Source organism: Bacillus pumilus, from assembly GCF_003431975.1.
GTDB lineage: Bacteria > Bacillota > Bacilli > Bacillales > Bacillaceae > Bacillus > Bacillus pumilus_N.
Genome location: NZ_CP027116.1, coordinates 2,241,796 through 2,265,450 on the forward strand (window position 1 = coordinate 2,241,796; position 23,655 = coordinate 2,265,450).

Genomic DNA, 23,655 nt, shown 5'->3' on the forward strand with positions numbered 1-23,655 from the left:
GTGATTACGCGTAAGAATGAAGCCCTGCGATCACAAGATTGACAAAGATGAGATTAAACATAATAATAGCGAATCCGATCACAGCTAACCATGCGGACTTTTCACCATGCCAGCCCCGGGATAAGCGAAGATGAAGATAGGCTGCATAAAAAAGAAACGTAATCAATGCCCATACTTCCTTCGGGTCCCAGCCCCAGAACCGAGTCCAGGCAATTTGCGCCCAGATCATTGCAAAAATGAGCCCGCCTAACGCAAATACAGGGAAACCAATGGAAACAGCTCTGTATCCAATTTCATCGACTAAATCTAGGTTCACCTGTTTCACGAGCGGTTGAAGCAGAGCGCTCAGTCGTTTGCGAATGATTAATCGAATCAGCCCATACAAGATCAGCCCCGTGCCGAATGACCATAACACCGTATTGACCTTTCTTCCTGAAAAAACAGGCGGCAAATCAACAAATGGTTCCAAACGATCTTGCGTCACAAGCTCTCCTTTATGAGGTCCAACTAGAGCCGGCAGCTCATAGACCATCACACTTTCCTCTTTATTTTTATCGACCCAATTAAATTTCGCTTCATATCCTGTCATTCTAAAGATGGACGTGACAGCGATAAATGCAAGTGTGACAACAATCATAAACATGACGAGCTCTAAACCAAACGTCTTTTTCCCTGGCTTTGTTTGATCTACATGTTTTAATAGGAAGATGACACCTGCTACAAAGCTGATCGCTAATATGGCTTGCCCAAGTGCCGCTGTTGTCACGTGAATATAAAGCCAATTACTTTGTAGTGAAGGAATCAGCGGCGAAATATCCGATGGGAACATACTTGCATAAGCAATAATCAATAAAGCGATTGGAAGTGTAAATAACCCAAGTACAGACACTTGATACACAAAATATAAAATGATGAATGCGAGCACAAGCATCATGCCAAAAGCTGTTGTGAATTCAAACAAATTACTGACAGGTGCATGACCAGACGCTATCCACCTTGAAATAAAATAGCCTAATTGGCTCAAAAAACCGATGATGGTAAGCGTAATGCCGATAAGTGCTGCCTTATTCTTGCGCGGTCCATCGACTTTCTTTTTTCCTTTAATAGCACCGCCAAAAAAAGGAACTGCCGCTAAATAAAATAGAAAAGCTGCAAATAACAGGTTTTCACTGACTGCCGCCATCTAATCCTTCCCCCTTGCTCTTGCTGATACTTGTTGTATCAGGCAGTTCTTTTTGATCAACTGGCTGTTTGATGCCACTGTCCCTTAATAGCACATTGAGATCAGACTTTATACCGAACCAGTTTTTGTTTGTGTGTCCTGCCACAAATACTTTTCCATCCTTTGCAGACAGCCAAATTCTTCTATGCTGCCAATACATCCCCTGTACGACACCAATCATGAAGATAATGCCGCCTACGATGAGCACCCCGAGAGTTAAATCTTTTCTTACCGTCAATCCCGTGACGTTTTTCGTTTCCACTCGATCAAACTTCATTTTATACATGTTGTTATCAGAGCCTTCTACTGTCTCTTGAATCGCCACAAAGCTTTTTTCACCTTTAGGCTTTTCGGGAGAAATCATTTCAAACACGAAAGCAGGATTATTCGGATTCCTTGTTTTCGTACTCGGCGTTCCATCATCGTCAAAATAAAAATCAGGGAGATAGCTCATCACTTTGACTTTGTAACCGCTACCAAGATCATATTCTGACTTAGGCTCCAGCAGATTAATCTTCACTGTTCCGAAAGATTTCTCTGTATCTTTACGAATCAGCTGAAAGACCATTTGATCGAGTTCATTTTGTTTAAAATCTACTTGATATAATGAAAAATGATCAAACTTGAGCGGTTCGTTCACTTTAATATCATGTTCTGTTACCTGCTTCAGCTTAGGCTTTTCACCCAAAACAACTTCGCCTTCACGTTTGTATAAAATGGCGTCGGTTTTATAACTTTTCACCACTTGACCATCGCCAGCTCTTTCAATCGCATTCTCAAACACTTCTTTTTCATTTCCAGTTTCATAGCGGTCTATTGAGAACGCATTATTTTTCAAAAAATATTGACCATTTGTACCTGGGATTGGGGCAGTTTCACCCTCTCTGACCCATAGCGTTTCATCCACGTACATGCCCGGGACAAACCGGAGCATCGATCCAATAAGAAAGATGATTAATCCAATGTGATTGACGTAAGGGCCCCAGCGTGAAAAGCGGCCTTTTTCAGCTAAAATATGTCCGTTTTCTTCTCGTACACGGTAACGCTTTTGTTTCATTGCTCTTATGATGCCTTCATATGTATGCTGATCTAACGTTTTGTCTGTTTCACTGAACAGACGCTGTCTTCTCATAAAGCCTTCTTTTTTGATAACCCCTTGGTTTTTGAGTGCTCGATAAAGAGGAATGACCCGGTCGAGACTGCAAATGACAAGGGAGATTCCGATGGATGCAACTAATGCTAAAAACCACCAAGAATTATAAAGATCATGGAATCCAAGTATGTAATACAACTTACCGAACGACCCATATTGCTCTTCATAATAGGTGGAAGCAGATGCACCTGGCGGAATAAATCGCTCCTGCGGAAAAATAGTTCCTAGTGAGGAGGCAAGCAGTGTAATGACAATGAGCCACACACCCACTTTAACGGAAGAAAAAAAGTTCCATACTTTATCAACAATCGTTTTGTTGTATGTTTGCGAGCGTCTTGCACTGCCGTCATATCTCATATCAAGCAGCTTTGAAGAGTTTTTCTCATTAGCCGCAATGGGATTTCCGCATGATTCACATAGAACAGTTCCGATTGGATTAATATGTCCACACTCGCACTTTACCTCTTTCATTCTATGACCCCTTTGGTTTAATCAAATTCATATATTCATAGACATTACGTTCTGTCATGGTCCCCTTTATGACTTTGATTACCTTGCCTTCAGGATTAATTAAAAATGTAGTTGGCAGCGGCGTAATATCATAGGCCTCTGTCACTTGGCGATCTTTGTCCATGGCAACAGGAAAATTCACGCCATAGGCTTCCATAAAATTTTTCACGGCAATCTTGGATTCGGCAACATTGACTGCAACAATTTCCACACCGCGATCCTTGAACAATTCATATTGATTCGCCATGTAAGGAAATTCTTGTTTACACGGACCACACCAGGTCCCCCAAAAATTAAGAAAGACGCCTTTGCCCTTTAAGTCCTTTAATTCAATCCGTTCCCCATCCACTGATTGAAGGACAAAATTTGGCGCAATAGATCCTTCTTTGACTCGATCCTGTTTGGCAAATACTGAGTTATACATCGTATAACATAGTGCAGCAAGCATCACGAGGAGAATGCCCGTCCGTATGAAAAACCGTCTTTTCTTCATCTGAAGTACCCCTTCCCCATAGACATTCAGGTAAATTATAGCATTCTCCTTCTTTTGATGCTTCTTCATTTTTTGAAGTTTATGTGAAAATTAAAAAGCGCTTTTCCCATGATCCGCAATTGCTCTCAGGCGCTTGACTTCATGAGGAGACAATTCTCTGCGGTCTCCTGGTCTCATGCCTTCAATGTGAAGGAACGCATATTGTTCTCTTTTAAGCTTTAACACATCGTGGCCGATCGCTTCAAACATGCGACGAACTTGTCTGTTTCTGCCTTCATGAATGGTTAATTGGACGATACATGTTTGTTTTCGTTTATCAATAGAAAGCATTTTGGCACGCGCAGGTGCAGTCTTTTTATGATCTAACATAATCCCTTTTTCAAGCTTTCTAAGCAATTCCTTTGATGGAATGCCTTTTAGCTTCGCTGCATACGTTTTATCAATTTGATATTTTGGATGCATAAGCTTATGGGCAAACTCCCCATCATTTGTGATTAAAATCAAACCGCTCGTATCATAATCTAAACGCCCGATTGGGTACAGGCGCTGCGGGACATCATCAAAGAAGTCTGTAACGACTTTACGTCCTTTATCATCCTCGGCAGCTGAAATGACGCCGCGCGGTTTATACAGCATGAAGTAAACTGGTTCTTCTCTTTCAAGCTTTAATCCGTTGACTTCAATTTTATCTGAAGAGCCCACCTTTACTCCGAGCTCAGTCACTGTTTGACCATTAACGGTAACTCGTCCTTCTTTAATTAATTCTTCAGCCTTTCGTCTTGAAGCGACGCCGGCATGTGCAATTACTTTCTGTAAACGTTCCATTTGTCTTTCACCTCATGTACTATCTTACTTGCTTGACTTAAAACAAACAAGCATTCGTGGAAAAATAAGCGATTCGTCTGTCTAATTTCAGCTAAAAAGCAATTTTCCATACAAAAAAGCGCCTCATTAGGCGCCGCTAAATAACAAACTAACGATAATGACAGATGCAATGACGCCGATGAGGTCTGCTAACAGACCTACTTTCAGCGCATCTCCCATTTTTTTAATACCAACTGCTCCAAAATAGACCGTTAAAATGTAAAGGGTGGTATCTGTTGACCCTTGCATAACAGCTGCGAGCTGCCCAATAAAAGAATCTGGTCCATATGTCGCAATTAAGTCTGATGTCATCCCAAGTGCAGCCGTTCCTGATATCGGACGAATAAACGCAAGCGGCACCACTTCTGCTGGAAAACCGATCGCTGTAAAGAGGGGTTTTAAAAGCCCCATAACAAAATCAAGCGCACCTGACGCACGGAAGATCGTAATGGCGACAAGCATACCGACTAAATAAGGAATGATTGAAAAGGCAATTTGAATGCCCTCTTTCCCACCCTCGACAAATGTTTCATAGGTCGGTACCTTTTTTATGGTTCCTGCAATTAAAATCCCTGCGATGATCAGTGGGATCAAAGCAAGTGACAGCCAGTTAATCAATGACACGAGATCACCCCCGCCTGCTTCTGCGATAGTGGAAATAGCGATCAATGAGAATTGCACCGATTCCTGAAATGAGTGTCGCCAAAATGGTCGGACCTACAATGTCTGTTGGCTGATCTGCACCATAGGTCATTCTAATCGCAATGACGGTTGTTGGCACAAGTGTGATAGAGGATGTGTTGACCGCTAAAAATGTAATCATGGAACGGCTTGCCTCATTTTTTCCGCCATTTAATGCTTTCATCTGCTCCATCGCCTTAATCCCTAATGGTGTTGCGGCATTTCCGAGACCAAAGAAATTCGCCATCAGGTTGGACAAAATATATCCCATTGCGGGATGGTTAGGAGGAATTTCCGGGAATAGCTTTGAAATAAAGGGACGGCACAATTTACTAAAGAAATTTAACAGACCAGCCTCTTCTGCAATCTTCATCAGTCCAAGCCAAAAAACAAGGACACTAATCAGACCAATTGAAATGGTGACTGCTTCTTTTGAGCCCTTAAATACTGCTTCGTTTACTTCCTCCATCGTTCCGTTGAACATCGCATAAACAAGACCGATGACAGTGAGGAATACCCATATTAGATTGACCATGAAGATCCGCCTATCGATGTCTGAAAGACAGACTTAAACATTTCTTGAAAGCTTTTTTGAGGCATTCGGTTTTGTTTATTCTCATAAAAAATCGGCACTTGCTCAATCACTTGGCCATCTAATAAAAACGTCATTTTCCCTACAACATCCGGGATGGCTTCGGCGTTTTTTTTCCATTTCTTTTGAGGGGTAAGCATTTCCGTTTCAATTTCTACTAATTTTTTCTCATCTTCATTTAGAAAATAATCCACATCACGTTTAATAAATGCTTTTTTTTCGTAAAAGGACCCTTTTAACGAAGCAAGTCTTCCTTTTTCAGCAAGTACGTATGTTTTGTAGTGATCAAATGCATATTCAAACATAGAGATGTGATCCTTCCAATCATCTGGCGCATTAATGGTCACAGCGATCAGCGCAGCATCCCCTTTTGCCGCAGTAGAAACAAGTGTGCGTTTTGCAAGCTTTGTATATCCCGTTTTCCCACCAGTTGAATATTTGTATAATCCGGTGAGCAGCTTATTTTTATTTTTCCAATAGCCTTCCATTGTCTTCGCTTTATAAAACGTCGTGCCTGCAATTTTTTGATATTGTTTATGCTCCATGGCGTATTTTGTTAAGATGGCCATGTCATACGCTGATGAATAATGATGTTTATGATCATCGAGTCCATGAGGATTTTGAAAATGTGTATTTTCCATCCCTAGTTCAGATGCTTTTTGATTCATCATAAAAATAAATCCTTCTAAACTGCCGCCAACATGCTCTGCAATGGCAACAGCTGCATCATTTCCAGAACGCAGCATTAACCCGTACGTTAAGTCTTCTAAGCTCACCTTCTGCCCTTCTTTTAAATAAATCGATGAGCCCTCTGCTTGAATCGCGCGTTTTGATACCTTGACAGTGTCTTTCATTTTTCCTGATTCAATGGCTAATACCGCCGTCATAATCTTCGTAATACTCGCGATTCTCCTTTTTTCATGCTCGTCCTTTCCAAATAGGACTCTGCCTGACTGTCCATCTATTAAAATGGCGCTTCTTGCACTCACAGATAATGATATGTCTGCTTTGGCATGTGAGGAAAAAGGCAGTAAGAGTGTAAATAGAAGAAGGACTGCTGTTCCAATTTTTAAATAGGGCATGTTCATTCACGTCCTTGTCAGTTTTGTACAAGTGTATGCGCCGCTGAAAAAGTTATGATGCCTCGTCCATAAAAAAAGCGTCTCTGCATGAGAGACGCTGCTTATACCATTTTCATTTGCTGATGAGATGTCGTATATTCTAACTCTTCTCTCATCGCTAAAAAGTCTTTTTCTAATGAAGAAAATAATCGTTTCATTTCAGCGGATACTTCATGACGGAACACAATGCTGCCCTTTCCTGTGTACGCGGAACGACTGTCTTCATACCATGTATCTTTTTTCGGCGTAAAAAATTCTTCAATACATTGATGATAAATACGGTGGAGCATCTGCTGTGCGGCTTGCTGCGGGAATGTCTGCTGCTGGCTGATTTTTTTGCAAACTGCCGCTGCATCCTCGCTGTACACTGCAAGCTTCCGTAATGTACTCAATATGTCACAATAATAGGCTTCCGCTTCAGGGTTTAATCGTTTCAAGCTGGATAAGGTCGCTTCGTTCAGAAAATCATTCATTTCAACTGTAACCTTTGATAAAAAAACGCCTGCTTGATCAACTTGAGCCTTTACATTCATATGTGCCATTTGTTTCGTGTTTACCTTCCCCTCATGGCTTTATCACCATTTTATCTGTCAACAAAAGATGTTAGACCTAAAATCTTTTTTATATTTTATCATACATTTTTCCTTCTTTTGAACTATTTTATGTCTTCAAATGTTTGATTGAAGTTTTCAAAAAATAGATCAGCCTCTTCTTGTACACCATCTGCTTCCACATTCTCTGGAAGAGGCGGTAATTCATCCAAGGCTTTTAAGCCAAACTGCTCTAAAAAGGTAGGTGTTGTCCCATAGAGAATCGCTCTTCCAGGACCATCAGCACGTCCAACTTCACAGAGCAACGCTTTGGCTACTAAACTATGAAGCACCCGCTCTGATTTGACGCCTCTGATCTCCTCTACCTCACTGCGTGTGATTGGCTGTTTATAAGAAACGATTGCGAGTACCTCTAGTGCTGCCTGTGACAAACCTTTGGATGGGGTCTCGACTAATTTTTTCAAATAAATGCTGTATTCTTTTTTCGTGAGCAGCATATACGAATCTGCATATTCAATGAGCTCAATCCCTCGTTCTTGTTTTTGATATTCTTCTTTTACGGCAGACATCATGTCGAGTAATGCTACCTCTTCTACTTCAAGAACAGACATGAGCTGTTTTTTTGTTAAGCCTTCGTCCCCTGCTGCATACAGCAGCGCTTCTAAGATGGCTTTCCAATTCACGATATCAAGCGTCATGAATCGTTTCACTCCCTACGATATAAATGTCTTCAAAGTTCCCTTCCTGCTCTAACATGATTTGATGACTTTTCATCAATTCGAGAACAGCAAGAAACGTCACGACAAGGTGTTCCTTTTGATCATGTTGAAATAGAGTCATGAAATTGGTCCGCTTTTTCGTTTTTCTTAAATGGTTCATAATCTCATTCATTTTGTCTTCAATCGGGATTTCTTGTCTTGTAATCTTAGATGGTGCTGGTTTCGTTATTTTTTTTCGGTTCAATACCTTTTGGAACGCACCTAACATATCATACACCGTGACGTGTAAATTTGTGTCCTTCGCTTCCGATTCTTTTGCAAATTCACTTAAATCACTCGGTGGTTTTGTAAAGGCATTTTGCCTTTCTTCCTCGCGTTCCTTTAGTTCTTGTGCTGCATTTTTATACTTGCGGTATTCAATTAATTTGCCAATCAGCTCTTCTCGAGGGTCCTCTTCTTCTTCCAGCAGGTCTTCATCAAATAGCTCTTCCTCCTGTTTCGGAAGGAGCATTCTGCTTTTAATACTCAGGAGGGTTGCTGCCATCACTAAATATTCGCTTGCCACATCAAGTTCAAGCTCCCTCATTGTATGGACATATAATAAATACTGCTCCGTAATTTTAGCGACAGGAATATCATAAATATCAATTTCCAATCGATTGATTAAATGTAAAAGTAAGTCCAAAGGACCTTCAAACGAATCTATTTTCACCTGATATTCCAGCATTTTATTCTCACCATTTCTACTGTCTTCTAAGTACCGTTTCACCGGCTAACCTTTAGTATAAGACAGGATAAAGCTCTCGTCCAATATAATTTCGACCATGCTGCCGTGGGCAAAACAAGAAAAACAGTGGATTCGCCCATACCACTTAGGGCATTTATACATAGAATACCATTGTAATCAGAACTGATGAAAAAAGGAGGCCGTATCATTATGGGAGATGGCTATAACTTTGGCGGAGGATTCGCGCTTATTGTCGTGCTTTTCATCTTGCTGATCATCGTTGGCGCGGCTTGGGTTTATTAAAGAAACAGAGCGTTCTTTCACTAAGGGCGCTCTTTCTTCTTTTCTTTTCAATATGTTAGACTGAGAGTGGAAAAGGAGATGACCGCTGTGTATCCTGAAGCGTACGTGGCTTTTTTACATGAATTTCATACGACAAGAGATTATTTTGAGTGTCATGAAATTCTTGAGGAATATTGGAAGGAAGACCCACCTGAGCAGCGCAAAGAATATTGGGTTGGTTTCATTCAGCTTGCCGTTGCTTTATATCATCAAAGACGGGGAAATGGAAAAGGAGCAAAACGGCTCATTTCCAACAGCCTGCACTTGCTAGAAGCAAACCGCCCTATCTTATCAAACCTCGGCCTGGATGAGGAGGCATTTCTTATACTTCTGAGAACACTGAAAAAGAAAATGGCTGAAGACATGCCCTACGAGAGTGTCATGATCCCGATTAAAGATGAAGTGCTTCTTTCTTTATGCAAAGAAATGGCCCAAAAAGAAGGGTTGACCTTTGGACAGGAAAGCAACTTATCTCACACATTTTTGATTGAAAAACATAGACTGCGTGACCGGACAGATGTATTGCTTGAACGAAAAAAGCAGATCGAACGTAAAAAAAGCAGAGGACGGTAGCCTCTGCTTTTACATGTGTGATATTTAATTTGTTTCGCTGTGACACTTATGAAAGAAGCCTTGCGTTAATTCATTTGGAATGAGTGTTTTGGTTTTGAATACCTCTTCCACGGCTAAAATCATTTCCTTGCCGATTCCTTGATCACGATGGGATGGATTCACACTAATATGCTCGATTTGTACTTGGTCGTCTGTTTTCAACACACCAATGGCACCTACGATATCCTCGCCATCTTTCCAAAGGAACAGCTGCCGATTTTCATCCATTTCATACGACTTCATCGTCTGCTGAAGCTGTTTGACGTCTTTCTCACCCGGCATGAAGGAGAGTAGCCCCATGGCAATTTTTTCAAAAGACCTCTTGTAACGAATTAACATATATACCCCTCAATATTCAAATTATCCTAATATCCAGCAAATGTCTTTCGAATCATTTACTCATCACACATTATAAACATTTTTATACCGTTTTTAAACTCTTTTTCACTAAATTAACGAAACGTTCGATTGAGATTCGCCATTTCAATGGCAGCTGCAGCCGATTCGCTGCCTTTATTTCCTGCTTTCGTACCGGCTCTTTCGATGGCTTGTTCAATGGATTCCGTTGTTAGTACACCAAAGATAATTGGTACCCCTGTTGACATAGCGCTTTGAGCAATTCCTTTAGCAGCTTCATTACAAACGTAATCATAGTGAGTTGTTGCGCCACGGATCACGGTTCCAAGTGTAATGACGGCATCGTATTTATTTGTTTCAGCTAATTTTTTAGCCATGTACGGAATTTCAAAAGCACCCGGTACCCACACGACATCAATATCGTCACCGTTTGCTCCGTGTCTGAGCAAGGTATCTTCTGCTCCATCTAGCAGTTTACTTGTAATAAAATCATTAAATCTCGCTACGACGATTGCAAATTTTAGTCCTTCTGCTACTACATGCCCTTGTATTGTATTCATATGTTGATCATCCTTTTTTGTGATTTTTATTTTGTTTCAATAGTTGCTGTTCGGTCATTGTTTAAATACGTTTGCAATGCTTCTATTGTCAGCATCTTTAAACCATGCTGTTTTTGAATTTCCTTTAATTCAGGGACGCGCGCCATGGAGCCATCCGCATTCATAATTTCACAGATGACTCCTGCTGGCTCTGAACCTGCCAGTTTCGCAAGATCAATCGCCGCCTCTGTATGTCCTGGTCTTTCTAGTACACCGCCCTCTTTTGCAATAAGCGGAAACACATGACCTGGGCGGGCAAATTCTTCTGGTGTTGCGTCTTTATTTAACATGGCCAGCATGGTCGTTGAACGCTCAAATGCACTAATACCAGTCGTCGTTGTCACATGATCGATACTCACTGTAAACGCTGTATGGTGCGCATCCGTATTTTGCTCTACCATTGGATGCAGGTTCAGTTGTTTAGCGATTGACTCATGAACCGGTGTACAAATGAGGCCTCTTCCATGTAAAGCCATGAAGTTAATGACTTCAGGCGTGGCATGCTCAGCAAGTGCCACAAAATCTCCTTCGTTTTCTCTGTCTTCATCATCCACTACGATAATGATTTCTCCTAGTTTGAGAGCATTTACTGCTTCTTCTACTGAATGATACATACAATCGCCTCCTAGAATCCGTGCTCTTTTAAAAATGATGGGGTCAATCGGGATGGCTGCTTTTCACCTTGTTCTTTTGTTAAAAAGCAGTAAATATATTTACCGATCATGTCACACTCTATATTCGCAATCTCTCCCATAGATTTAGTCGGGAAAATAGTTCCTTCAAGCGTATGAGGAATAATAGAGACTGTGACGTGTGAATCTCGCAAATCAAAAATGGTTAAGCTGACACCATCAATTGCGATTGAACCCTTTTGCGTGAGCATGTCTGTGAGGGCCTTGTCCATCTCTAAATCATAGTAAATGGCATTACTTTTCTTTTCTATTCGGGTAATGACTGCCGTTCCGTCAACATGACCTGAGACAAAATGGCCGCCGAATCGTCCATTCGAGGACATGGCCCGTTCTAAATTCACTGGACTACCTGATGTCAGCTGATCTAGCGATGTCGCTTTGACCGTCTCTGGCATTACATCTGCTGCGAACTGTGCTTTAGTATAGCTGGTAACTGTGAGACATACACCATTGATCGCAATGCTATCTCCAAGATGGACATCTTCGAGTACACGGCTACACTTAATGACAATTTCCATAGCATCCGCTGATTTTTTGCTTAATGACTGAACGGTGCCTACTTCTTCAATTATCCCCGTAAACATGTGATCCTCCCTTTCTTTTCATTTGTATTTCTCACTTTATAAAAAAGCGATGTTAGGGACATGTGATCGATTGAACACCTTCGTCGCTTTTATGGTCCATACAAGGTAGATGAGGGATCACCTAATAAACACTGCATGTGGTCTATGACACTACATGTACATACAGAAAGCCCCGGAAAAAATTCCGGGGCTTTGGTTTTTTGCATCAGAAATAAAACTATGATCAAGAAATATTTTTCGTTCATAGCTTTCTTTATCCTTCTCCCATCCAGACTTTCACTGTCGGCTTCAGCTTTTCACTGAATCAACCGTTAATAAATTAACGGGTCACGGGCTGTAAAGCATTTGCTTTATTACCGTCGGTCGGGATTTTCACCCTGCCCCGAAGGATACAATCGATATTTAGCTGTCCTTAGGGGCTATTATATCGATCCTTGTTGTCAAATGCAACAATCAAGATTTCTTCATTGAATTCACAAAAAAGCCTCCTTCTAGGAAAGGAGACTTTTTAATTTACGACTTTTACTACTTTTATCAGTCCATCTATTCTTTTTTCATTACTAAAGTAGGCTTTAATACGATCGCCCTTCTTCAAATCGGCTACATCATCTTCGAATTTCTTTCCATTGAAAATGATTTTGGTGCCATTTTTTGCTTGACCGTAATATTCATTTCCATCAATCTTTGTAATGGTATATTCATAGATGGTGTAATCTTTATCATTGTTTGTTAAGCTTTCACCAATGGCTGTTGGCACATCTTCAATTTTTATGCCATTCATGTATAAATAACCTGCACCTAAACAAACCAGTAAAACAAATAAGATTGCGATCTTTAATTTAATTTTCCCCATATTTAGAACCTCCATCATCTGCACTTCGCCTATTTGTATGTTTTATTCCTTCTTTTAATGAAATAAAACCAAAAAAGCTGATTTTCATTAATGGTTACTTATATAACGATTCAAATGGACTTTTGGTTCCACCTTTTCATCATTACATATGATACGAATATGCGTTCTTTATTAAGGGGGTCTTTTTTCCTCTTTATCTGCTACCAGGGCGAACATGATAGACTAGCTTTTTGATTATATTCTTTTCTCTAGTGCGAATAGATCTTCCTCTAACAATTGTGATCTCTGAACAGCGATGTTCCGGCTGTCACGAACCCCTTGATTATAATAGTAGCTTCCAAGATGTTTTGTGATAAATTCTAATATGTTGATGGCTGCTAATTCACCAATCTCTTCTTCTCGTTCTTCGGCAAAGTAACGCTGAATGGCAATCATCATTTGATTTTTCTCTTCTTTTGTTAGTGGTTTCAAAGTATCTCCTACTTTCTTTCAGCATGACTACACGCTTTTTTTGATTTGCACTGTTACCTATTTTTTGAGCTAAATATGGTGAAAGCTACGATGCGAATGTTTGTTCTCTTATCATATCACAAAAACGAGTTCTGTCCATAACACCATAAAAGAAAAAGCGTGTTTTGATAGCATGATCAAAATACGCTTTCCCTATATTGACTGTTTTCCACGTAGACTGTTTATTTCAAAATGGATAGTATCGTGGCTACAGAATCATCTACAAATGAACGCTCTGGACGAGATTTCATGAGGACGGTAAGTCCAATGAAAGAAACGACCAGCGCCTGTGCTAGGGCTTTGGCATTCAGTCTGCTTTCGAGCTCACCCGAGCGAATACCTTGTACAATTTTTTCTTCAAAAATGACCGAAAGATACATCTGATGCTCTCTTGTAAGAATTTCAAATTTCTTTTCGTGGGGAGCAAGCTCCACTATTGTATTAATGCAGAAGCACCCCTTACTCAGCCCATCTCCATATTCCTCTTCTACTAATTCAGCAAATAATGTATGAAATGCTTCCTTTGTAGATAGATTGTTTTGAAGTTTTTTTCGTATATGAACTGCATGCCGATTTGTATATTTGCGTAATGCTGCTTCAAATAAGTCCTCTTTGTCTCCAAACGCTGAGTATAAGCTCGGTCGCTGTATTCCCATTTTCGCCGTCAAATCCCTTAGTGTAGTGGCCTTATATCCCTTCTCCCAAAAAAGCAACATGGCCTCATCTAACGCTTTTTCCTCATCAAATTCCCGTTGACGAACCATTATCAATCCCTCATTTCAATCATAAAATCTTTTCAAAAATCAACCATTTTCTTATAAGATATCACTTTTCTATACCAAACAGTATATTATAATTTTATTTTAATGGCGTCTCATTGTCAAATCGACTTCCTTCCTCAAGATTACTACACAGAAACTGATCAATTTCTTGACTTTAAAAGGTTTCGTTGGTTATCCTTAACAGGAATCATTTTATACTGATCAGTATATTATACTTAATAGTACAAAAGGAGATGATGAAATGCATGAAAAAAGAAAAAATGACCTCCGGTGAACACCCTGATCTGGAAACGACTCATCTACAAATAGGCACCAGATCTACGATGACTCGTTATATGGCACTGCTGTTTGCGACAGCTTGCGGGATGGCAGTTGCAAACATATACTTTGCACAACCATTATTAGACTCCCTCGCCTCTGAGTTTGGTATTAGCTATTCATCCATTGGCATCGTCATTACGATTACTCAGCTTTGTTATGCGCTGGGACTGCTACTGATCGTACCACTTGGTGATTTGTTCAATCAACGGCGTCTCATCATTACTCAGATGCTAGTATCCGTGTTATCTCTCACTCTAGTCGGCATTGCCCCTACCGCCATCGTCCTGTTCATAGGACTTGCTGCGGTTGGACTGCTTGCAGTGGTCACTCAGGTACTCGTAGCATTCGCAGCGACATGGGCTGCCCCTGAAGAACGCGGACGTATCGTGGGCTTGGTCCAAAGTGGGATTGTGATTGGTATTCTTCTCGCACGAACGTTTGCCGGTGTGCTAACCGATCTTGCTGGCTGGAGATCTGTCTATCTCGTTTCTGCCGTTATGATGCTCACCATAACTGGCGTGTTGTACCGGTATCTCCCGCGTGCTGGTAGCGAGAGAGCCTCAATATCCTATGTGAACCTACTCACTTCCATGTTTACATTGTTCAGACAAGAACGAATTCTACGTATCCGTGGAATACTAGGTTTTCTAATTTTTGTCGTGTTTGGTACGCTGTGGACTTCGCTCGTGCTGCCACTCAGCACCTCGCCATACAATCTTACACATACGGCGATTGGTGCATTTGGTCTTGCTGGAGCTGCCGGAGCATTAGGTGCTACACGGGCTGGAAGCCTTGCTGATCGAGGCTTAGGACAATTAACAACGTGCATAGCCCTTGTTCTATTACTCGTTTCATGGTTTTTTATCTTTTCCACTGAATATTCACTTATTTTATTAATCATCGGTATTATCATTCTTGACCTCTCTGTGCAGGCAGTACATGTGACCAATCAGAGTATGATTTTCACAGTGCGGCCTGAAGCGAGAAGCCGGCTTACCGCTGCTTATATGATTTTTTACTCTATCGGCAGTGCGACCGGTTCCATTGTTTCAACCAGCATATACGCAAATGGTGGCTGGAGCGGGGTATGCCTATTTGGTGCCTCTATTAGCGCCTTAGCCCTTTTATATTGGATGATCACCTACCGCCTCACGGAACAAATAACCAGAAAATCAGATTTAAACATAAAAAAACACCGCAATTAAGCGGTGTTTTGAATTAAGCATCGACAACTTCGACTTTTTCCATCCCTTGGCCTTGTTCCATGTCAAGAACAGCCTCGATACCAGATGTTACTTTACCAAAAACAGTGTGAACACCGTTTAAGTGCGGCTGCGGGTCATGTACGATAAAGAATTGGCTGCCGCCTGTGTCTTTACCAGCATGCGCCATTGATAATGAACCTCTTTCGTGTTGATGTGGGTTTCCTTCTGTTTCACATTTAATTGTGTAACCAGGACCACCAGTTCCATTACCATTTGGATCGCCGCCTTGGCTTACGAAACCAGGGATTACACGGTGGAATTTCAATCCATCATAGAAGCCTTCATTCGCTAATTTCTCAAAGTTTGCTACTGTACCTGGAGCAGCCTCTGGGTAAAGTTCAAACTCAATTTTCTTTCCATTCGTTAGTTGTATGTATCCTTTTTTCGCCATTTTTCACATTCTCCTTTCAGGTTAAACAACGCTCATTATAGCACATTTTCGGTGATGTTAAACATCCCCTGCTCTTCAAATGTTATTTACCTCTTCACTTATGATTGATAAAATAGGAATGCTTAATTCTTTTTTCCTCATAAAATGATACTTGACTGAGCAACGTGACTTTATTTATTGGAAATGGAAAACATCTAAAAAAGAAAATTGAAACGTCAAGCTGATTTGTTACGTCTATATGATGGAGTGCACTTCTTTACGTGTACTCAAAAGATGAGTTTCTCTTGAAAGAGGAACGCTTTCGACTTGAAGGAGGTCAACATGTTTAAAAAAACAATGCTTGGTATGATGGCAGCGCTCCTTTTCTTAATTGGTGCGCCAAAAGTCAGCTTAGCGGATGCAGCTGTCGGCGATGTCATCGTCACACTTGGGCAAGACTTAACTCCGGCTGATCGCCAGAAGGTGCTTGACGAGTTGAATCCACCTGAAAATGCGACAAAAATTGAAGTAACCAATAAAGAAGAGCATGAATATTTAGGAAAGTATATCCCTCGTTCTTCTATCGGAACGAGAGCATTATCATCTTCATCTATCACCATTGAAAAATCGGGTACCGGTTTGACTGTTGATACACACAACATCAAGACCATTACAGATGAGATGTATTTAAATGCTTTAATGACAGCTGGTGTTAAGGATGCCAAGGTTGTCGTGACTGCGCCATTTGAGGTTTCTGGTACAGCTGCACTGACAGGTCTTTTAAAAGCCTATGAAGTGTCAAGCGACAAAGCGATTCCAGAAGATGTGAAGCAGGTTGCAAACGAAGAGCTTGTGACAACTTCTAAATTGGGTGACTCCATCGGGAAAGACAATGCTTCTGCCCTTATTGCAAAAATCAAAGATGACATTGCAAAAAATGGTGTCCCTAAAACAACAAAAGAAGTAGAAGAGAAAGTGGATCAGGCTGCTTCTGATTTAAACTTAAATCTTACACAGGAGCAAAAAGATCAACTTGTCTCGCTATTTGATAAAATGAAGAACATCAATATCGATTGGAACCAAGTCGGTTCTCAAATCGATAAAGCAAAAGACAAGATTACAAAATTCATAGAATCAGATGAAGGGAAAAACCTTCTTCAAAAGATTTGGGATTTCTTTGTCTCCATTTGGAACGCGATCGTCTCTGTATTTACTGGAGGAAAATAAGTCATTATAAAAAGCTGCCTGTACACCAGGCAGCTTTTTTACATGGATGATTTCACTTTTGATTGATACGGTAAATCAAGTTTGACAATGTCCTCATATGTTTCACGCTCAACCACAAGCTGCGCTTCCCCGTCTTCTACAAACACAACAGCTGGGCGCGGGATACGGTTGTAGTTGTTTGACATACTGTAGCCGTAAGCTCCTGTACAAAAGACAGCTAATAAATCTCCTTGCGATAACTCTGGCAGATCAATATCCCAAATGAGCATATCTCCACTTTCACAGCATTTCCCTGCAATAGAAACTGTTTGGTCGTGTGTTTGGCTCATTTTGTTAGCACTTGCCGCTTCATATTTCGCTTGATATAAAGCTGGACGAATGTTGTCACTCATTCCGCCATCTATCGCAACATAATCACGAATGCCAGGTACATGTTTTGATGAGCCGATCGTATAAAGCGTTGTCCCTGCATCTCCTACAAGAGAACGGCCCGGCTCAATCCAAATTTCCGGCATATCGAACTCATAGCGGGCTACGTTTTCTTTTACAGCTTGGATAATTTTCTCGACGTATTCTGTCGCAGGAAGTGGTTCATCTTCTTCTGTATAACGGATGCCAAAGCCTCCGCCTAAGTTTAACACGGTCGAAATAAATCCAAATGATTCTCTCCATTCATCCAGCTTCAAAAAGATTTTATCTGCTGCAAGGACAAAACCAGCCGTATCAAAAATTTGTGAACCGATATGACAATGGACACCTAAAAGCTCGATCACTTCTGACCCAAGCACTTGTTTCACCGCTTCATCTGCTTGTCCATTGTGAAGATCAAAGCCAAATTTGGAATCCTCTTGGCCTGTTGTAATGTAATCATGTGTATGCGCTTCGACACCTGGCGTGATACGGAGCAGCACTTTCACCTGTTTGGACAGCTCTTGACCAAGCTCTTCAATCAGCTTCATTTCGTAGAAGTTATCTACGACAATACAGCCGATTCCATGCTCTAACGCCATTTTCAATTCTTCTCTGCTTTTATTGTTGCCATGGAAATGAATTTTTTCGACCGGAAACCCGGCGCAAATAGCTGTGTGAAGCTCCCCGCCTGATACAACATCAAGAGATAGTCCTTCTTCTTTGGCAAGCTGAAACATCGCAATGGAGGAAAAGGCTTTACTCGCATACGCTACCTGAGCCTTTAACTCTTCTTCTATAAATGCTTTTTGAAAGCTTTTCGCACGCTCCCGTATTAAAGCCACATCATATACATAAAGTGGTGTCCCATACGTTTCAGCTAAAGAAACGGCATCAACACCACCAATTTCTAAATGACCGAGTTCATTTTGTCTGCAAGTGCCGTGTAAATACAATGTCATTCCCTCTTTCTCCGCCTCGGCTGAAAAAAGACAGCTGCGTGAGCTGCCTTTTGCCGTTTCTCAAAGTTAAAAATACAATATCACAATCTTCAGCCACTTTCAATGAGCGTTAAGAATTTGGCGGGATTTTTGATCTGTTTTGAGGGTGAACGATGCTTGGCCTTACTTTCGAGCCAGGTACAGACGTCCGAATCAACACTTGCCATAAAGCCTTCCCATTAAAAGGAAGGAACGGCCACATATAAGGTGTCTGTAATGAACGAATAGATGTTAAATAGATCATTAACAACGTAAAACCAATGATGAGTCCATTCAGCTTAAAGATTGCCACGAGGGCTAATATGACGAGTCGTACAATCTTATTGGCGACACTCAGCTCATAGCTTGGTGTTGTAAATGTGCCGATAGCCGCTAGGGAGACGTATAAGATAACCTCTGGTGTAAATAAACCGACATCAATAGCGATTTGTCCAATTAAAACAGCCGCAATCAGCCCCATGGCAGTCGACAAAGCGGTTGGCGTATGAATCGCTGCCATCCTTAAAAATTCCACCCCAAAATCAGCAAGGAATACTTGAAGAACCACAGGAATATGAGAGGGTTTGTTAAAGCCAATATAGTTTAAATTGTCCGGCAGAAGATTTGGTTCAAGGATAAACAAAAACCAAATCGGTAAAAGAAACGTTGAACATAAAATGCCTAAAAAACGTACCCATCTTAGGAACGTACCAACTGCAGGTGCCTGGCGGTATTCTTCTGCGTGCTGAACGTGGTGAAAAATGGTGGTTGGCGTAATGATGACACTAGGGGATGTATCCGTAATGATGATGACATGCCCTTCTAGTATATGGTTAGCGGCGACATCTGGACGCTCGGTGTAACGTACGAGTGGAAAGGGATTATATCCTTGTTTAATAATGAATTCTTCAATCGTTTTATCAGACATCGTCAGCCCATCGACTTTGATTCCCGACACTTCTTTTTCGATAATATCCACAAGGTCTGGGTCCGCAATATCTTCAATGTAGCAAACGCATACATCCGCTTTCGAACGTTCACCTACTTTGAGCATTTTGTACCTCAGTTTTTCATCTCGCACCCTTCTTCGTATGAGCGCTGTATTGACAATAATATTTTCAACAAAACCGTCTCTTGCGCCCCGGACAACCTTCTCTGTATCCGGCTCCTCTGGCATTCTGCCCGGATAACTCCTGACATCAATAATAAATGCGTAGTTTTCACCTTCTACTACAACTGCCACAAGCCCTGACAGCACTTGGTCTACAGCTTCATCAAGCGTTTCAACCTTTGAGACCTGCTGGTTGACTAGGCGGTTCTCAACTACACGGGCAAGGTCATCTGATTCAGGTTCGTTGTCATTGATTTCAATTAACTCTTTTAATAAGTAGATGACATACTGTGTATCACACAGTCCGTTTACATAGTAAAGTTGGATTTCCTGATCGTGTATATAAATCTTCCGAACGCCCAGGTCAAAGCTGAGACCCATTCCGACATTTCCCTTGAAATAATCTTCATTTTTCTTCGGATCTCGGTACACGTTTACCTTGTCTTTCTTCATGGAAACCACTCCTTTCTAAAATTAATTCAACTGCCTTCATTGTGATTGGAGATCCCTTGCTCAGATCATCTTTCCGTCCCATTTTGCCAATATCTCCAATCCCAACAACAAACGGAAGTTGAAGCGAGTCAAGACAATACACTGTATCTCCGCTCATTTTATGAGGTTCCATTTCGGGAAGACCGTGCTTGTCGACACCGTATTCCGTTAGCTCACCCTCTCGGTCAATGGAAACATGAACTTTTGTCCATTCAGCTTGATGCGTTTTAGATGCAACAGCGATCGCCCCAATGACTTCAATTTCAGGGTGACGCGCAACATGTTTCATCGCTATTTCCCCTGTTCCTTCACCTGTCAGCCCAGAATCATCAAACATCACAAATACTGGATCATTTGGTGTTTTTAAAATCATCTGCACAAGTTCCGGTCCTGTCCGTTTGCTTGGATTTCCTTTTGAGCTAGAAATACATCGTCCACCGACATTTTTAGCAGCAAGCTCAATGGTTTTGGCAGCATATATATCTCCGTCTGTCACTAAAATGACTTTCCGTCTTTGCCCCATATTAGGTTATCCTTTCGGTTTAAAGATAAGAGCGATAAGAAATGAGAATAAAATCGCAGCTGATATTCCAGCAGAGGTTAATTCAAAAATACCGATCCCAATTCCGATGAACCCGTGCACATCTGCCTGATGCATCGCTCCATGAAGCAAGCTATGACCAAAGCTGACGATTGGTACGGTTGCGCCTGCACCCGCAAATTCAATAAATTTATCATAAATACCGAAACCATCTAATATGGTACCCGCCACAACAAAAGTGGTCATGACATGTGCAGGCGTGAGTTTGAGTACGTCTAGTAAAAGCTGGCCAATGACGCAAATAAGCCCGCCTGCCACAAAAGCGATAAGATAATCCATTAGCTTTCTCCTCCTGCACGCTCAAATACGACACCGTGTGCAATAGTTGGAATGGTCTCTTTTTGCTGGACCATCATCGGGCTTAGCAGCGCCCCGGTTGCCACAACGAGTACTCTTTGCATATTTCCTGCTTTCATTTCTTGAAAGATGTGACTGAATGTCACAACAGCTGAGCAAGCACAGCCGCTTCCACCCGCGAATACATTTTGATCAGGTGTATAGATGATTAAACCGCAATCATCATGCTTTCTCCCAAGTTGAATGCCTTCTTCCTTCAAGAGGTCCTTTAAGATTGGTGAACCGATCCCAGATAAATCTCCTGTTAAAATGAGATCGTAATCATCCACTGTTCTTCCTAAATCTTGCAAATGCTGCTTAATGGTGTCTGCCGCTGCAGGTGCCATTGCCGATCCCATATCGAATGGATCGGTTATTCCTAGATCCATGACTCTACCTACTGTAGCGCTTGTAATTTGAATTTGAGAGGGCTCTTGGCTAATAATAACGGCCCCGCTCCCAGTGACTGTACTTGTGGCTGTATCTGGCTTTTGACCACCATATTCTGTCGGATTCCGAAATTGGCGTTCTGCCGTCGCATTATGACTGCTTGTTGCTGCAATGGCCCTATTGGCAAAGCCGCCATCAATGAGTGCTGACGCTATGGCAACCGATTCCATTGAGGTTGAACATGCTCCAAACAAGCATAGAAACGGGATTTTCAGTTCTCTTGCTACATAGTTTGCTGTGACGTTTTGATTGAGTAAATCCCCTGCCAGCAATAGATCAATATCGCTTTTTTGCAAATTCGCTTTTGCTAAAGCGTTGGATATTGCATCATCCATCAGTTTCCTTTCAGCCATTTCCCAGTTCTTTTGATCACAGTGCATTTCATCGTACGTTTTATCAATTAAATGACCAATCGGCCCCTCTTTTTCTTTCGGCCCTGCAGCTGTTCCTTCTGCATTGACGTAAAGCTTATGTTCAAATACCCAAGATTGTTTACCTGTTAATTTCACCTTTCATTCCTCCTACGAAAATTTCATTCCTCCTACGAAAACATCTTTTCGAAGATGTATCGAATGATCCCTACGACATATGCTGAGACAACACCAAACACAATGACGTTCCCAGCGAGCTTAAACATATTTGTGGCAACCCCTAAAACAAGCCCTTCACTTCTATGTTCAAGGGCAGCACTTGTCATGCTGTTTGCAAATCCTGTCACTGGAACGGCTGATCCCGCACCAGCAAACTGGCCGATTCTATCGTAAATACCAATACCAGTTAATATAGAAGAAATTAAAATGAGGGTCGCCACGGTTGGATTCCCTGCTGTCTTTTCATTAAAATCAAAAAAGTGAATATAGAAATTTTGCAGCCCCTCACCTATAGCGCAGATCAATCCGCCAACAAGAAAAGCCTTGATGCAGTTGAGCACATAAGGAGGTTTGGGCTGATACGTTTTCACCTTAGATGGATAGTTCTCTTTTAAACTCGACACAGTTGTTCCCTCCAAATATTTAAATATAAATCAGCCAATGAAATAGTGAACCAAATACCTTTCCTAAGACAATGGCCATGAGAAGCAAAATAATTTTCCCGTCCATTCCAATTCTTTTCGTTAATATAGGAAGTACATTTAATACTTCGGTCAGCGCAGCTGCAAGCATGCCAACGAAGATGCCTGCTAAAAGACCGACCGGAAGCGCCAGCCATTTGGATAAATGCAGATGTATTTGACTTAAGGTTGCCCAGCCTCCAAAGACTGCCCCGCTGATGACAGCTGCCTCGTACCCTTGTATGAAGCGGTGCGTTTTGGTTAATTGCATTAAACGAGGAATGACGCCAAGCACTGTGAGAAAAGCCACAAATCCTGCTCCTACCGTTAAACCGCCGCCAAGTCCAACTAACGCGACAAAAAGCCACTTACCGATCATGGATATCTTTCATGGTTTCTTCATTTTCTTTGAGTGCGACATAATGATCGAGATCGAGCTGGTATTTAAACATTTCCACTTCGAGCGGACTTGGCTCTTCATTTAAACGCTTTTTAAATACATGATTGAAAAATAAAATCATGCCAAATCCTAATCCGAAGCTATATGGAATTTGTAATAAATAAGGGTGCTCAACCGTTTTTCCTGTGATCATTTCATATAAGCGGATATGAACAAGCCGCATACTGACATCCTCGTGGAAATTCATAATGGCAATCGCCGCTCCAACAAATAATAGGAGCCATACAAACACAAATAAAACGGGTGAAAGCTGGCGTTTGCCTGTATCAATTTCAACGATGGCCTCAGCGCCTCCGACGGTTTGAATGTCGATGTCTGCCCATGTTTTTTTGATCGTTTTGACCACATGCATGATATCAATAACGACGATGTGACGATCCTTTTTACTGACATGATACACCGGTATTTTGCTAAGCTTTTGCACAGCAAACTCATCACCAGTGATTTGGGCGATATCTTCTAAATAAATGAGCTGATCATTACCGGTCTTGATTCGATGGCGCAGCCGAAGAAAGATTTGTCCGTCCATCCCAGTCACTTCCTATACGATGGGTTAAAAATAGTATGTGGTGAAAAATGGTTCTCATACCGAAAGAACTTAATTTACCGGTAATTACCA

At 41.4% G+C, this 23,655-nt stretch carries 29 protein-coding genes, 1 pseudogene and 1 riboswitch; of the genes and pseudogenes, 4 read left to right on the plus strand and 26 right to left on the minus strand.

The window, feature by feature from the left end:
- Positions 1 to 4 precede the first annotated feature (4 nt).
- The 10 genes from ccsB to C5695_RS11605 all read right to left on the minus strand — a co-directional run bounded on the left by ccsB (position 5) and on the right by C5695_RS11605 (position 8,633).
- Positions 5 to 1,183 carry a c-type cytochrome biogenesis protein CcsB gene (gene ccsB, locus C5695_RS11560; RefSeq protein ID WP_117730856.1) on the minus strand — a complete coding sequence of 393 codons (1,179 nt, stop codon included), beginning with the start codon at positions 1,181 to 1,183 and terminating at the stop codon, positions 5 to 7.
- Positions 1,167 to 2,846: a cytochrome c biogenesis protein ResB gene (gene resB, locus C5695_RS11565; protein WP_117730857.1), complete on the minus strand. Its 1,680-nt coding sequence runs from the start codon at positions 2,844 to 2,846 to the stop codon at positions 1,167 to 1,169. Before resB ends, ccsB begins: the two co-directional genes overlap by 17 nt.
- 1 nt (position 2,847) lies before the next feature.
- The gene (resA, locus tag C5695_RS11570; protein WP_117730858.1) at positions 2,848 to 3,378 is read right to left on the minus strand and encodes a thiol-disulfide oxidoreductase ResA; all 531 of its coding nucleotides are present in this window, start codon (positions 3,376 to 3,378) and stop codon (positions 2,848 to 2,850) included.
- Positions 3,379 to 3,468: 90 nt separating this feature from the next.
- Positions 3,469 to 4,203 (minus strand): 23S rRNA pseudouridine(2605) synthase RluB, encoded by a 735-nt coding sequence (gene rluB, locus C5695_RS11575; RefSeq protein ID WP_117730859.1) that lies wholly within the window; start codon positions 4,201 to 4,203, stop codon positions 3,469 to 3,471.
- A 126-nt stretch (positions 4,204 to 4,329) separates the two neighbouring features.
- Entirely contained in the window at positions 4,330 to 4,866 is a 537-nt protein-coding gene (locus C5695_RS11580; RefSeq protein WP_117730860.1) for a spore maturation protein, read from the minus strand.
- A 4-nt stretch (positions 4,867 to 4,870) separates the two neighbouring features.
- On the minus strand, positions 4,871 to 5,458 hold the full coding sequence (locus C5695_RS11585) for a nucleoside recognition domain-containing protein (protein ID WP_106037951.1): 588 nt from the start codon (positions 5,456 to 5,458) through the stop codon (positions 4,871 to 4,873).
- Positions 5,446 to 6,597, minus strand: coding sequence for a D-alanyl-D-alanine carboxypeptidase family protein (locus tag C5695_RS11590; RefSeq protein ID WP_117730861.1), 1,152 nt, complete (start codon positions 6,595 to 6,597; stop codon positions 5,446 to 5,448). Before C5695_RS11590 ends, C5695_RS11585 begins: the two co-directional genes overlap by 13 nt.
- Before the next feature lie 101 nt (positions 6,598 to 6,698).
- Entirely contained in the window at positions 6,699 to 7,178 is a 480-nt protein-coding gene (locus C5695_RS11595) for a YpuI family protein (protein WP_117730862.1), read from the minus strand.
- Positions 7,179 to 7,291: 113 nt separating this feature from the next.
- Entirely contained in the window at positions 7,292 to 7,885 is a 594-nt protein-coding gene (gene scpB / locus C5695_RS11600; protein ID WP_117730863.1) for an SMC-Scp complex subunit ScpB, read from the minus strand.
- On the minus strand, positions 7,875 to 8,633 hold the full coding sequence (locus tag C5695_RS11605; protein WP_117730864.1) for a segregation/condensation protein A: 759 nt from the start codon (positions 8,631 to 8,633) through the stop codon (positions 7,875 to 7,877). Before C5695_RS11605 ends, scpB begins: the two co-directional genes overlap by 11 nt.
- 210 nt (positions 8,634 to 8,843) lie before the next feature.
- Between C5695_RS11605 and C5695_RS11610 the strand changes: the two genes are divergently transcribed.
- Both C5695_RS11610 and C5695_RS11615 read left to right on the plus strand, forming a co-directional pair.
- A complete protein-coding gene (locus C5695_RS11610; protein WP_012010430.1) occupies positions 8,844 to 8,936 on the plus strand; it encodes a YjcZ family sporulation protein in 93 nt (30 codons plus the stop codon).
- Positions 8,937 to 9,023: 87 nt separating this feature from the next.
- The gene (locus C5695_RS11615; protein ID WP_117730865.1) at positions 9,024 to 9,548 is read left to right on the plus strand and encodes a DUF309 domain-containing protein; all 525 of its coding nucleotides are present in this window, start codon (positions 9,024 to 9,026) and stop codon (positions 9,546 to 9,548) included.
- A gap of 24 nt (positions 9,549 to 9,572) precedes the next feature.
- Here C5695_RS11615 and C5695_RS11620 read toward each other — a convergent pair whose 3' ends face one another.
- From C5695_RS11620 to C5695_RS11655, 7 genes and pseudogenes are all read right to left on the minus strand, one after another.
- Positions 9,573 to 9,926 carry a GNAT family N-acetyltransferase gene (locus tag C5695_RS11620; RefSeq protein ID WP_117730866.1) on the minus strand — a complete coding sequence of 118 codons (354 nt, stop codon included), beginning with the start codon at positions 9,924 to 9,926 and terminating at the stop codon, positions 9,573 to 9,575.
- Positions 9,927 to 10,039: 113 nt separating this feature from the next.
- A complete protein-coding gene (gene ribE, locus C5695_RS11625; RefSeq protein ID WP_117730867.1) occupies positions 10,040 to 10,504 on the minus strand; it encodes a 6,7-dimethyl-8-ribityllumazine synthase in 465 nt (154 codons plus the stop codon).
- A gap of 56 nt (positions 10,505 to 10,560) precedes the next feature.
- A pseudogene (gene ribB, locus C5695_RS11630) lies at positions 10,561 to 11,157 on the minus strand (3,4-dihydroxy-2-butanone-4-phosphate synthase); the annotation flags it as partial.
- A gap of 11 nt (positions 11,158 to 11,168) precedes the next feature.
- A complete protein-coding gene (ribE, locus tag C5695_RS11635; protein ID WP_117730869.1) occupies positions 11,169 to 11,819 on the minus strand; it encodes a riboflavin synthase in 651 nt (216 codons plus the stop codon).
- A gap of 252 nt (positions 11,820 to 12,071) precedes the next feature.
- Positions 12,072 to 12,213: riboswitch (FMN riboswitch) on the minus strand.
- A 114-nt stretch (positions 12,214 to 12,327) separates the two neighbouring features.
- Positions 12,328 to 12,672, minus strand: a complete 345-nt coding sequence (locus tag C5695_RS11640; protein ID WP_117730870.1) for a hypothetical protein — start codon at positions 12,670 to 12,672, stop codon at positions 12,328 to 12,330.
- Positions 12,673 to 12,906: 234 nt separating this feature from the next.
- Complete coding sequence (locus C5695_RS11645) at positions 12,907 to 13,143, minus strand: DUF2164 domain-containing protein (protein ID WP_017359788.1); 237 nt, start codon at positions 13,141 to 13,143, stop codon at positions 12,907 to 12,909.
- Positions 13,144 to 13,364: 221 nt separating this feature from the next.
- Entirely contained in the window at positions 13,365 to 13,946 is a 582-nt protein-coding gene (locus tag C5695_RS11655; protein WP_117730871.1) for a TetR/AcrR family transcriptional regulator, read from the minus strand.
- Positions 13,947 to 14,209: 263 nt separating this feature from the next.
- Between C5695_RS11655 and C5695_RS11660 the strand changes: the two genes are divergently transcribed.
- The gene (locus C5695_RS11660) at positions 14,210 to 15,490 is read left to right on the plus strand and encodes an MFS transporter (RefSeq protein ID WP_117730872.1); all 1,281 of its coding nucleotides are present in this window, start codon (positions 14,210 to 14,212) and stop codon (positions 15,488 to 15,490) included.
- A 13-nt stretch (positions 15,491 to 15,503) separates the two neighbouring features.
- Here C5695_RS11660 and C5695_RS11665 read toward each other — a convergent pair whose 3' ends face one another.
- Entirely contained in the window at positions 15,504 to 15,941 is a 438-nt protein-coding gene (locus tag C5695_RS11665) for a peptidylprolyl isomerase (protein WP_008359679.1), read from the minus strand.
- 321 nt (positions 15,942 to 16,262) lie between these two features.
- On the opposite strand from C5695_RS11665, the gene C5695_RS11670 reads away from it, so the two are divergent.
- Positions 16,263 to 17,147: a DUF1002 domain-containing protein gene (locus tag C5695_RS11670; RefSeq protein WP_117730873.1), complete on the plus strand. Its 885-nt coding sequence runs from the start codon at positions 16,263 to 16,265 to the stop codon at positions 17,145 to 17,147.
- A 38-nt stretch (positions 17,148 to 17,185) separates the two neighbouring features.
- Here the strand turns inward: C5695_RS11670 and lysA are convergent, their stop codons facing one another.
- The 8 genes from lysA to C5695_RS11710 form a co-directional block, all read right to left on the minus strand.
- Positions 17,186 to 18,511, minus strand: coding sequence for a diaminopimelate decarboxylase (gene lysA, locus C5695_RS11675; protein ID WP_117730874.1), 1,326 nt, complete (start codon positions 18,509 to 18,511; stop codon positions 17,186 to 17,188).
- 115 nt (positions 18,512 to 18,626) lie between these two features.
- Entirely contained in the window at positions 18,627 to 20,099 is a 1,473-nt protein-coding gene (locus C5695_RS11680; RefSeq protein WP_410369211.1) for a spore germination protein, read from the minus strand.
- Positions 20,053 to 20,661 (minus strand): stage V sporulation protein SpoVABEA, encoded by a 609-nt coding sequence (locus C5695_RS11685; RefSeq protein ID WP_117730876.1) that lies wholly within the window; start codon positions 20,659 to 20,661, stop codon positions 20,053 to 20,055. Before C5695_RS11685 ends, C5695_RS11680 begins: the two co-directional genes overlap by 47 nt.
- A 6-nt stretch (positions 20,662 to 20,667) precedes the next feature.
- On the minus strand, positions 20,668 to 21,018 hold the full coding sequence (gene spoVAE / locus C5695_RS11690) for a stage V sporulation protein AE (protein WP_012010442.1): 351 nt from the start codon (positions 21,016 to 21,018) through the stop codon (positions 20,668 to 20,670).
- Positions 21,018 to 22,034, minus strand: a complete 1,017-nt coding sequence (gene spoVAD / locus C5695_RS11695) for a stage V sporulation protein AD (RefSeq protein WP_117730877.1) — start codon at positions 22,032 to 22,034, stop codon at positions 21,018 to 21,020. The genes spoVAE and spoVAD overlap by 1 nt, the downstream gene beginning before the upstream one ends.
- Positions 22,035 to 22,066: 32 nt before the next feature.
- Positions 22,067 to 22,519: a stage V sporulation protein AC gene (spoVAC, locus tag C5695_RS11700; protein ID WP_117730878.1), complete on the minus strand. Its 453-nt coding sequence runs from the start codon at positions 22,517 to 22,519 to the stop codon at positions 22,067 to 22,069.
- Between the two features lie 19 nt (positions 22,520 to 22,538).
- Positions 22,539 to 22,955, minus strand: a complete 417-nt coding sequence (locus C5695_RS11705) for a stage V sporulation protein AB (RefSeq protein ID WP_117730879.1) — start codon at positions 22,953 to 22,955, stop codon at positions 22,539 to 22,541.
- Complete coding sequence (locus tag C5695_RS11710) at positions 22,945 to 23,565, minus strand: stage V sporulation protein AA (protein WP_117730880.1); 621 nt, start codon at positions 23,563 to 23,565, stop codon at positions 22,945 to 22,947. The genes C5695_RS11705 and C5695_RS11710 overlap by 11 nt, the downstream gene beginning before the upstream one ends.
- Between the last annotated feature and the right edge of the window lie 90 nt (positions 23,566 to 23,655).

What these genes read in the sequence shown, in the direction of transcription:
- spoVAE (WP_012010442.1), bottom strand. Translation starts at nt 21,018, where the DNA reads ATGGATTATCTTATCGCTTTTGTGGCAGGCGGGCTTATTTGCGTCATT.
- C5695_RS11680 (WP_410369211.1), bottom strand. Translation starts at nt 20,099, where the DNA reads ATGAAGAAAGACAAGGTAAACGTGTACCGAGATCCGAAGAAAAATGAA.
- C5695_RS11710 (WP_117730880.1), bottom strand. Translation starts at nt 23,565, where the DNA reads ATGGACGGACAAATCTTTCTTCGGCTGCGCCATCGAATCAAGACCGGT.
- C5695_RS11620 (WP_117730866.1), bottom strand. Translation starts at nt 9,926, where the DNA reads ATGTTAATTCGTTACAAGAGGTCTTTTGAAAAAATTGCCATGGGGCTA.
- C5695_RS11685 (WP_117730876.1), bottom strand. Translation starts at nt 20,661, where the DNA reads ATGGGGCAAAGACGGAAAGTCATTTTAGTGACAGACGGAGATATATAT.
- C5695_RS11590 (WP_117730861.1), bottom strand. Translation starts at nt 6,597, where the DNA reads ATGCCCTATTTAAAAATTGGAACAGCAGTCCTTCTTCTATTTACACTC.
- ccsB (WP_117730856.1), bottom strand. Translation starts at nt 1,183, where the DNA reads ATGGCGGCAGTCAGTGAAAACCTGTTATTTGCAGCTTTTCTATTTTAT.
- resA (WP_117730858.1), bottom strand. Translation starts at nt 3,378, where the DNA reads ATGAAGAAAAGACGGTTTTTCATACGGACGGGCATTCTCCTCGTGATG.
- C5695_RS11670 (WP_117730873.1), top strand. Translation starts at nt 16,263, where the DNA reads ATGTTTAAAAAAACAATGCTTGGTATGATGGCAGCGCTCCTTTTCTTA.
- C5695_RS11585 (WP_106037951.1), bottom strand. Translation starts at nt 5,458, where the DNA reads ATGGTCAATCTAATATGGGTATTCCTCACTGTCATCGGTCTTGTTTAT.
- resB (WP_117730857.1), bottom strand. Translation starts at nt 2,846, where the DNA reads ATGAAAGAGGTAAAGTGCGAGTGTGGACATATTAATCCAATCGGAACT.
- C5695_RS11595 (WP_117730862.1), bottom strand. Translation starts at nt 7,178, where the DNA reads ATGGCACATATGAATGTAAAGGCTCAAGTTGATCAAGCAGGCGTTTTT.
- C5695_RS11605 (WP_117730864.1), bottom strand. Translation starts at nt 8,633, where the DNA reads ATGCTGGAATATCAGGTGAAAATAGATTCGTTTGAAGGTCCTTTGGAC.
- ribE (WP_117730867.1), bottom strand. Translation starts at nt 10,504, where the DNA reads ATGAATACAATACAAGGGCATGTAGTAGCAGAAGGACTAAAATTTGCA.
- C5695_RS11610 (WP_012010430.1), top strand. Translation starts at nt 8,844, where the DNA reads ATGGGAGATGGCTATAACTTTGGCGGAGGATTCGCGCTTATTGTCGTG.
- C5695_RS11665 (WP_008359679.1), bottom strand. Translation starts at nt 15,941, where the DNA reads ATGGCGAAAAAAGGATACATACAACTAACGAATGGAAAGAAAATTGAG.
- ribE (WP_117730869.1), bottom strand. Translation starts at nt 11,819, where the DNA reads ATGTTTACGGGGATAATTGAAGAAGTAGGCACCGTTCAGTCATTAAGC.
- rluB (WP_117730859.1), bottom strand. Translation starts at nt 4,203, where the DNA reads ATGGAACGTTTACAGAAAGTAATTGCACATGCCGGCGTCGCTTCAAGA.
- C5695_RS11640 (WP_117730870.1), bottom strand. Translation starts at nt 12,672, where the DNA reads ATGGGGAAAATTAAATTAAAGATCGCAATCTTATTTGTTTTACTGGTT.
- C5695_RS11655 (WP_117730871.1), bottom strand. Translation starts at nt 13,946, where the DNA reads ATGGTTCGTCAACGGGAATTTGATGAGGAAAAAGCGTTAGATGAGGCC.
- C5695_RS11660 (WP_117730872.1), top strand. Translation starts at nt 14,210, where the DNA reads ATGAAAAAAGAAAAAATGACCTCCGGTGAACACCCTGATCTGGAAACG.
- scpB (WP_117730863.1), bottom strand. Translation starts at nt 7,885, where the DNA reads ATGACGCTTGATATCGTGAATTGGAAAGCCATCTTAGAAGCGCTGCTG.
- C5695_RS11705 (WP_117730879.1), bottom strand. Translation starts at nt 22,955, where the DNA reads ATGATCGGTAAGTGGCTTTTTGTCGCGTTAGTTGGACTTGGCGGCGGT.